Genomic DNA, 7,760 nt, shown 5'->3' on the forward strand with positions numbered 1-7,760 from the left:
TGATCAGCAGGTGCAGTTGCGTGGGTTCCGCATCGAACTCGGGGAGATCGAGGCGGCGCTGCTGCGGTGTGCCGGGGTCGGGCAGGCGGTCGCGGCGGTCCGTACCGACGAGCATGCCGGTGACCGTTTGATCGGCTACGTCGTGCCCGACCCGGGCGCGAGCATCGACCCGACCGCGGTGCGCGGCGAAGTCGCCGACTTCCTGACCGGGTACATGGTCCCGGATGCGGTGGTCGTGCTCGAGGTGTTGCCGTTGACGGCGAACGGGAAACTGGACCGCCGGGCGCTGCCCGCACCGGAGATCGTCAGCACGGCCGCCTACCGCGCGCCGCAGACGGTCACCGAGCAGGCCGTGGCCGCCGCGTTCGCCGAACTGCTCGGCGCCGACCGCGTCGGCCTGGACGACGATTTCTTCGGGCTCGGCGGTAACTCGCTGCTCGCGGCCCAGGTGGCCGGACGGCTGCGGGACGCGACCGGAGCGACGGTGCAGGTGCAGTGGTTCTTCACCGACGCCACGGTGGCGGGCTTGGCCGCGCGCATCGACGCGGGCGACGCCGACGCCACCGCGGCGCTGGACGTGCTGCTGCCCATCCGGGCGAGCGGATCGGCGGCCCCGCTGTTCTGCCTGCATCCGATGTACGGCTTGGCCTGGTCGTACGCGGGTCTGGCCCAGTTCCTGCCCGTCGAGCAGCCGATCTTCGGCCTGCAATCGCCCGCGCTGTCGGAGGACGTCGAGCTGCCCGGTTCGCTGGACGAACTGGCCGAGCGCTACCTGTCCGAGATCAGGGCGGTACAACCGCAGGGTCCGTACCGGTTGCTCGGCTGGTCCCTCGGCGGCGTGCTCGCCCATGCCATCGCCACCAGGTTGCAGGACGCGGGCGAGCAGGTGGAGTTGCTGGCCATGATGGACAGCCATCCGAATCCGGACGTGGTCGGATTCCGCGCGGCGGTGCGCGGGGCCCTGGCCGAACTCGGCCTCGGCACGGCGGTCACCGCTGACGGCGATGTCTACGAGCTAGACGACGAGTCGTTGGCCGCGTTGCACGCCATGATCCCGGCCGATCTGGTCGCGGTGACTCCCGAGCGGCTGCGCCGGATCTACCGCACCGCGGTCCGCTCGGCGGAGTTGATCGCCGAGCACCGGCCCGGAGTATTCCGCGGCACCGTGCAGTACTTCAGCGCGGCGGTCGCCGATCCCACCGACGAGTTGCGCGCCGCCGCGGCCGACTGGTGGCCGTACGTCCAAGGCATGGTCGTCGACCGGCCGGTCGAGGTCACCCACGCTCGGATGGCCACACCGGAGGCGCTGGCGGTGATCGGACCGCAGCTGGCCGCTCTGCTCGACGCTCGCCGTTGACCATCCTGCCGACGTCGCGACCCCAATCGCGCGTCGGCAGGTAATAATCAACCGCGGCACTCGTCACGTGCGTCCGTTTTCGACCCGAAACCCCACGGTCGAGGCCGGTCGCGCTCGGCGTGCGCCGGTGGTCAGGTAACGATCGACCTGCGCACGTTCGATGATCCCAGGGTGGGGAGCATGGTGACGTGCGTGCGGCGACGATAGACAGGGTGAGGCAGCACGATGGTTCGGGCGGTCGGGCAGCGGCGTGACGAGACTGCGGAAGCGGTGCGCGTATGACCCGCCCGGCGCGTGTGCGCCCGACCCGGACCCGCCGCCCCCGCGTCACCACTCTGCCGCAATTGATGGCCACCGCCGTCGAGGCCAACCCGAGCGGCGCGGCCGTGGTGTTCGCCGACGCGACCGCCACGCTGGCCGCGCTGAGCTATGCCGAGCTGGACGAACGGTCCACGCGTTTGGCGCGTTTGTTGATCGATCGTGGGGTGGGTCCGGAGGATCTGGTCGCGGTCGGTGTTCCGCGTTCGGTGGAGTCGGTGGTCGCGGTGTGGGCGGTGGCCAAGACCGGTGCGGGGTTCGTGCCGGTGGATCCGAACTATCCGATCGACCGGGTCGAGCACATGGTCGCCGACTCGGGCGCGGTCTTCGGGCTGACCGTGGAGGAACTCCGCGGTGACCTACCGGACCGGGTCGAGTGGCTGGCCATCGACACCGCGGACTGCGCCCGGCGGCTCGCGGAGTTCCCGGCAGATCCGGTGACCTACACCGATCGGGTTCGTCCGCTGCGCGCGGAGCATCCCGCCTACGTCATCTACACCTCCGGCTCAACGGGCAAGCCGAAGGGTGTGGTCGTCACGCAGGCGGGGTTGGCGAGTTTCTGTGCCGAGCAGCGTGATCGGTATCGGGTGACGAGTGCGTCGCGGACGTTGCATTTCGCGTCGCCGTCGTTCGACGCGTCGGTGCTGGAGTTGCTGCTCGCGCTGGGTGGCGCGGCCACCATGGTCGTCGCGTCCCCCACGGTGTTCGGCGGCGAGGAATTCGCGTCCCTCATCCGCCGGGAGGCCGTGACCCACGCGTTCGTGACGCCGGCCGCGCTGGCGTCGGTGGATCCGGCGGGGTTGGACGAGTTGCGTGTGGTGGTGGCCGGTGGCGAGGCGTGCCCGGCGGAGCTGGTGCGGCGCTGGGTGCTACCGGTGTCGGGTGGGCGCACCCGTGAGTTCTTCAACGGGTACGGCCCGACCGAGACCACGATCATGACGAACATCAGCGCGCCGCTGGTGCCGGGGGAACCGGTGACGATCGGCGCGCCGATCCGGGCCGTCACCGAATACGTGCTGGACGAGCGGTTGGTCCCGGTCCCCAGCGGTGTCGTGGGGGAGCTGTACATCGCCGGTGCGCAACTGGCCCGCGGCTATCACGAACGGCGGGGACTGACCGCGTCCCGCTTCGTGGCGAACCCGTTCGACGCGCATGGTTCACGCCTCTATCGCACCGGTGATCTGGTGCGTTGGACGCCGGATGGTGAGTTGGAGTATCTGGGTCGCAACGATTTCCAGGTGAAGATTCGCGGTTTCCGTATCGAGCTCGGTGAGATCGATGCGGTGCTGGCGGCGCACGAGACGGTCGATTTCGCCGTCACCGTCGGCCACCACCTGGACAGCGGCGCGACCATTCTCGTCTCCTACGTGCACGCCACGCCGGGGATGGACGCCGACGCGGCCGAACTGGCCGCGCTCGCCGAGCAGAGCCTGCCCGCGCATATGGTGCCGACGGTCGTCATGGTGCTGGACGAGATCCCGCTGACTCCGGTGGGCAAATTGGACCGCGAGGCGCTGCCCGCGCCGCGGTTGCAGACCAAGGTGTTCCGCGCGCCGGTCGGCCCGCTCGAAGAGTTGGTCGGCGAGGTGTTCGCCGAACTGCTCGGCCCCGGCGCGCCGGTCGGCGCGGACGACGATTTCTTCGAGCTGGGCGGCAACTCGCTGATCGCGACGCAGGTCGCGGCCCGGTTGGGGGCCGCCATCGCGGCGCGGGTGCCCGCGCGGCTGATCTTCGAAAGCCCCACCGTCGCCGCGCTCGCCGCGCGGTTGGAGCCGTTGAAGGGCGCGGGCGACCGGCGCGCGTTGGTGGCGGTGGAGCGTCCGGAGCGGGTGCCGTTGTCGCCCGCGCAGCGGCGGATGTGGTTTTTGAATCAGTTCGATACCGGGTCCGCGGCGAACAATATTCCGTTCGCGGTGCGGTTGTCGGGTGTGTTGGATGTGGCGGCGTTGCAGGCGGCGGTCGCGGATGTGGTCGGGCGTCATGAGACGTTGCGGACGGTGTATCCGGCGGTGGACGGTACCGGGTATCAAGTGGTGCTGCCAGCCGCACAGGCCGTTCCCGACCTCGCGCCGAAGCCGGTCGCCGAGCACGAGCTACCGGACTGGCTGCGCGGATTCGCGCTGACCGGCTTCGACGTCGCGGCGGAGGTGCCGCTGCGCATCGCACTGGCCGAGATCGGTCCCGGTGACCACGTGGTCGTTGTAGTGGTGCACCACATCGCGGCCGACGGCGCTTCGGTCGCGCCGTTCCTGCGTGACCTGCTCAGCGCGTTCCTGTCCCGGCGCAACGGGGCGCGCCCGTCGTGGCAACCGCTACCCGTGCAGTACGCGGACTACACGCTGTGGCAGCGCGCGATGCTCGGCGACGAGGACGACCCGGATTCGGTGGCCGCGGCCCAGATCGCCTATTGGCGCGACGCCTTGGCGGGCATCTCGGACCGGATCGACCTACCCGCGGACCGGCCGCGCCCAGCCGTCGCCTCCGGCCGGGGCGCGGAGTACACCTTCGTGGTGGACGCCTCCGTGCACCGAGGTCTCGCCGAACTGGCACAGAGCGCGGGCGCCTCGGAGTTCATGGTGGTGCACAGCGCCCTGGCGGTGCTGCTCGCCCGGCTCACCGGCACCGACGACATCACCATCGGCACGCCCGTGGCGGGCCGGGGCGAGCGGGAACTCGATCCGCTGATCGGCATGTTCGTCAACACGCTGGTCCTGCGCACCCGGATTGATCCCGGCGCGTCGTTCCGTGCGCTGCTCGAACAGACGAAGGAAACGGATCTCGGCGCGTTCTCGCACGCCGAGTTGCCGTTCGAGCGGCTGGTCGAGGTGCTGGACCCGGTGCGCTCGCAGGCGCATCATCCGTTGTTCCAAGTGGCGCTGTTCTACCAGAACCTCAGCATGCCCGAGATAGTACTGCCCGGACTGTCCGCTCAGGTGGTCGAGTTCGACAGCGCGATGGCGAAATTCGATCTGCAATTGACCGTGGTGCCCGCCGCCGATGGACAGGCCACCGGGTTCACGGCGATGTTCACCTACGCCACCGACCTGTTCGACGAGCGGACGATCGCCGAGTTCGCCTGGCGGCTGGATCTGTTGCTGACCGCCGTCGCGGCCGAGCCGGATCGGCCGATCGGCGCGATCGACCTGCTGGCTCCCGCCGAGCGCGAACGCATCCTGCTCGAGTGGAACAGCACCAGGTACCCGGTGTCCGCCGAGTTGCTGCTGGACGGTTACCGGCGCGCCGCGGAGGCGTACGCGGACGAGGTGGCCTTGGTGCACGAGGGCGCCGAGCTGACTTATCGTGAGTTCGATGCGCGGGTGAATCGGCTGGCGCGTTTGTTGATTTCGCAGGGTGTGGGTGCGGAGTCGTTGGTGGGGTTGGCGGTTCGGCGGTCGTTGGATCTGGTGGTGGGGATGTATGCGGTGGTGGCGTCGGGTGGGGCGTATGTGCCGTTGGATCCGGATCATCCGGCCGAACGCATCGCGCACATCCTCGACACGGCGCAGCCGGTCTGCGTCCTCACGACCTCCGCCGACGCGGTCGACGTGCCGGAAGGCACCGCGGTCCTGCTGCTGGACGCGCTGGATCCGAACCGATTCGACGACAGCCCGGTTCGCGCGGAAGAACTCGTGCGCCCGGTGTCGCCGCACCATCCGGCGTACGTCATCTTCACTTCCGGGTCGACCGGCAGGCCCAAAGGCGTGGCGATCTCGCACTTCGCGATCCAGAACCAGATCAGCTGGATGCTCGCTGCCTATCCGCTGGACGCCGACGACGTGTACCTACAGAAGACGGCGACGACCTTCGACGTCTCGCTATGGGGATACTTCCTGCCGCTGCGCGTGGGCGCGAAGCTGGTCGTCGCCGCCCACGACGGGCACCGCGATCCGGTGTATGTCGCGGAAACGATTGCGGCACAGGGTGTGACGGTGACGGATTTCGTGCCGTCCATGCTGACGGTCTTCGCCGCGCACACCGCTCCCGGGTCGTGCCCCACTTTGCGCGACATCTTCGTGATCGGCGAAGCGCTGCCGCCGGAGACCGTCGCCGCGGTGCGCACGGTGACCGACGCGGCCGTGCACAATCTCTCCGGCCCGACCGAGGCGGCGGTGTCGGTGACCTACTGGCCCGCGACGGCCGCGGACGAGCGTTCCGTGCCGATCGGCGTGCCGCAGTGGAACACGCGGGTGTACGTCCTGGATTCGTGGTTGCGGCCGGTGCCGGTGGGTGTGCCCGGTGAGTTGTACTTGGCCGGTGATCAGCTGGCCCGCGGTTATGTGCGGCGTCCCGATCTCACCGCGGACCGGTTCGTCGCCAACCCGTTCGGCAACGGCGAGCGGATGTACCGTACCGGTGACCTGGTGGTCTGGCGCGCCCCGACCGAAGCGCTGCCGCATCGGCTGGACTACCTCGGCCGGACCGATTTCCAGGTGAAGTTCCGTGGTCAGCGGATCGAGCTGGGCGAGATCGAGACGGCGCTGCTGGCGCAGCCTTCGGTGAGCCAGGCGGTGGCCTCGGTCGCGCCTTCGTCGCTCGGGGACCAGCTCGTCGCCTACACGGTCCCCATGCCGGGGTACTCGATCGAGCAAGGCGAGTTGCTCGCGGCAATCGGGGAAACGCTGCCCGCCTACATGGTTCCGGCCGCCATAGTCGCGCTGGATGCGTTGCCGCTGAATTCCAGCGGCAAGCTCGATCGTAAGGCGCTTCCCGAACCTGCCTTCACCGCGCGTGAGTTCCGTGCGCCCTCGAGCGCGGTCGAGGAGATCGTGGCGGGTGTGTTCGGCGAGGTGCTCGGTGTGACCCGGGTCGGCGCGGATGACGACTTCTTCGCGCTCGGCGGCAATTCGCTGGTCGCCACGCAGGCGGCGGCGCGCTTGGGTGCGGCGGTCGATGCTCGCGTGCCGGTGCGGACGCTGTTCGAGACTCCGACGGTGGCGGGGTTGGCGGCGGCGCTGGAGTCGCACACGCACGGTGAGCGTGGTGTGGAGCTGGGGAGCATCGCCCGGCCGGAGCGGTTGCCGTTGTCGTTGGCGCAGCGGCGGATGTGGTTCCTCAACCGGTTCGACCACGTGGACGGCGCTGCCGCCACGGCCGGTTCCGCGGCCTACAATCTGCCCTTCGCATTGCGGTTGACCGGCGAACTGGATGTCGCCGCGCTGGGTGCGGCGCTGCACGACGTGGTGGCGCGCCATGAGGTGCTGCGCACGGTGTATCCGGAGACCGCGGATGGTCCGGTGCAGGTGGTGCTGGCCGCCGGGCAGGTGGCGCTGGATGTGGACGCGCATGCGATCGGCGCGGACGAGGTCGCGAGCGAGGTGTACACGCTCGCTGCGACTCCGTTCGACGTGACCGCCGAAGTGCCGGTGCGGGTGCGGCTGCTGCGGATCGCGGACGCGCCGCAGGAACATGTGTTGGCGGTGGTGGTGCATCACATCGCGGCGGATGCGTCGTCGATGGGTCCGTTGGTGCGGGATGTGATGGTGGCGTATGCGGCGCGTACTTCGGGTGAGGTTCCGGGGTGGTCGTCGTTGCGGGTGCAGTATGCGGATTACGCGTTGTGGCAGCGTGCGGTGTTGGGGGAGGAGTCGGATCCGGGTTCGATTGCGGCTCGGCAGATCGGTTTCTGGCGGGAGCAGTTGGCTGGTCTTCCTGATTTGCTGGAGTTGCCGACGGATCGTCCGCGGCCTGCGGTGGCGTCGCTGGCGGGTGCGCGAGTGGATATCGAGATCGATGCGGCGACGCATGCGGGGCTCGTGGATTTGGCTCGTGCGCATGGGGCGACGTTGTTCATGGTGGTGCATACGGCGTTTGCGGTGTTGCTGGCTCGGTTGTCGGGTTCGGATGATATCGCCGTTGGTACTCCGGTGGCGGGTCGTGGTGAGCGGGAGCTGGATGATCTGATCGGTATGTTCGTCAATACCGTGGTGTTCCGGTCGCGGATAGATGGCGGTGAGTCGTTCGCGGGTGTGCTCGCGCGTCAGCGGGATGTCGATCTGGCTGCGTTCGCGCATGCGGATGTGCCGTTCGAGCGGTTGGTGGAGGTGTTGAATCCGCCGCGGTCGACGGCGCGTCATCCGTTGTTCCA

The 7,760-nt window shown here is 69.1% G+C and carries 2 protein-coding genes; both read left to right on the forward strand.

Translation table 11 applies throughout. From position 1 onward, the window contains the following. A partial coding sequence (locus tag ACIA5H_RS37280; RefSeq protein WP_397081022.1) for a thioesterase domain-containing protein occupies positions 1–1,357 on the forward strand: 1,357 nt, incomplete at its 5' end. A 278-nt stretch (positions 1,358–1,635) separates the two neighbouring features. Then, positions 1,636–7,760: amino acid adenylation domain-containing protein (locus ACIA5H_RS37285; protein ID WP_397081024.1), on the forward strand; the 6,125-nt coding region annotated here is incomplete at its 3' end.

Source organism: Nocardia sp. NPDC051900 (assembly GCF_044452545.1).
Taxonomy (GTDB): domain Bacteria; phylum Actinomycetota; class Actinomycetes; order Mycobacteriales; family Mycobacteriaceae; genus Nocardia; species Nocardia sichangensis.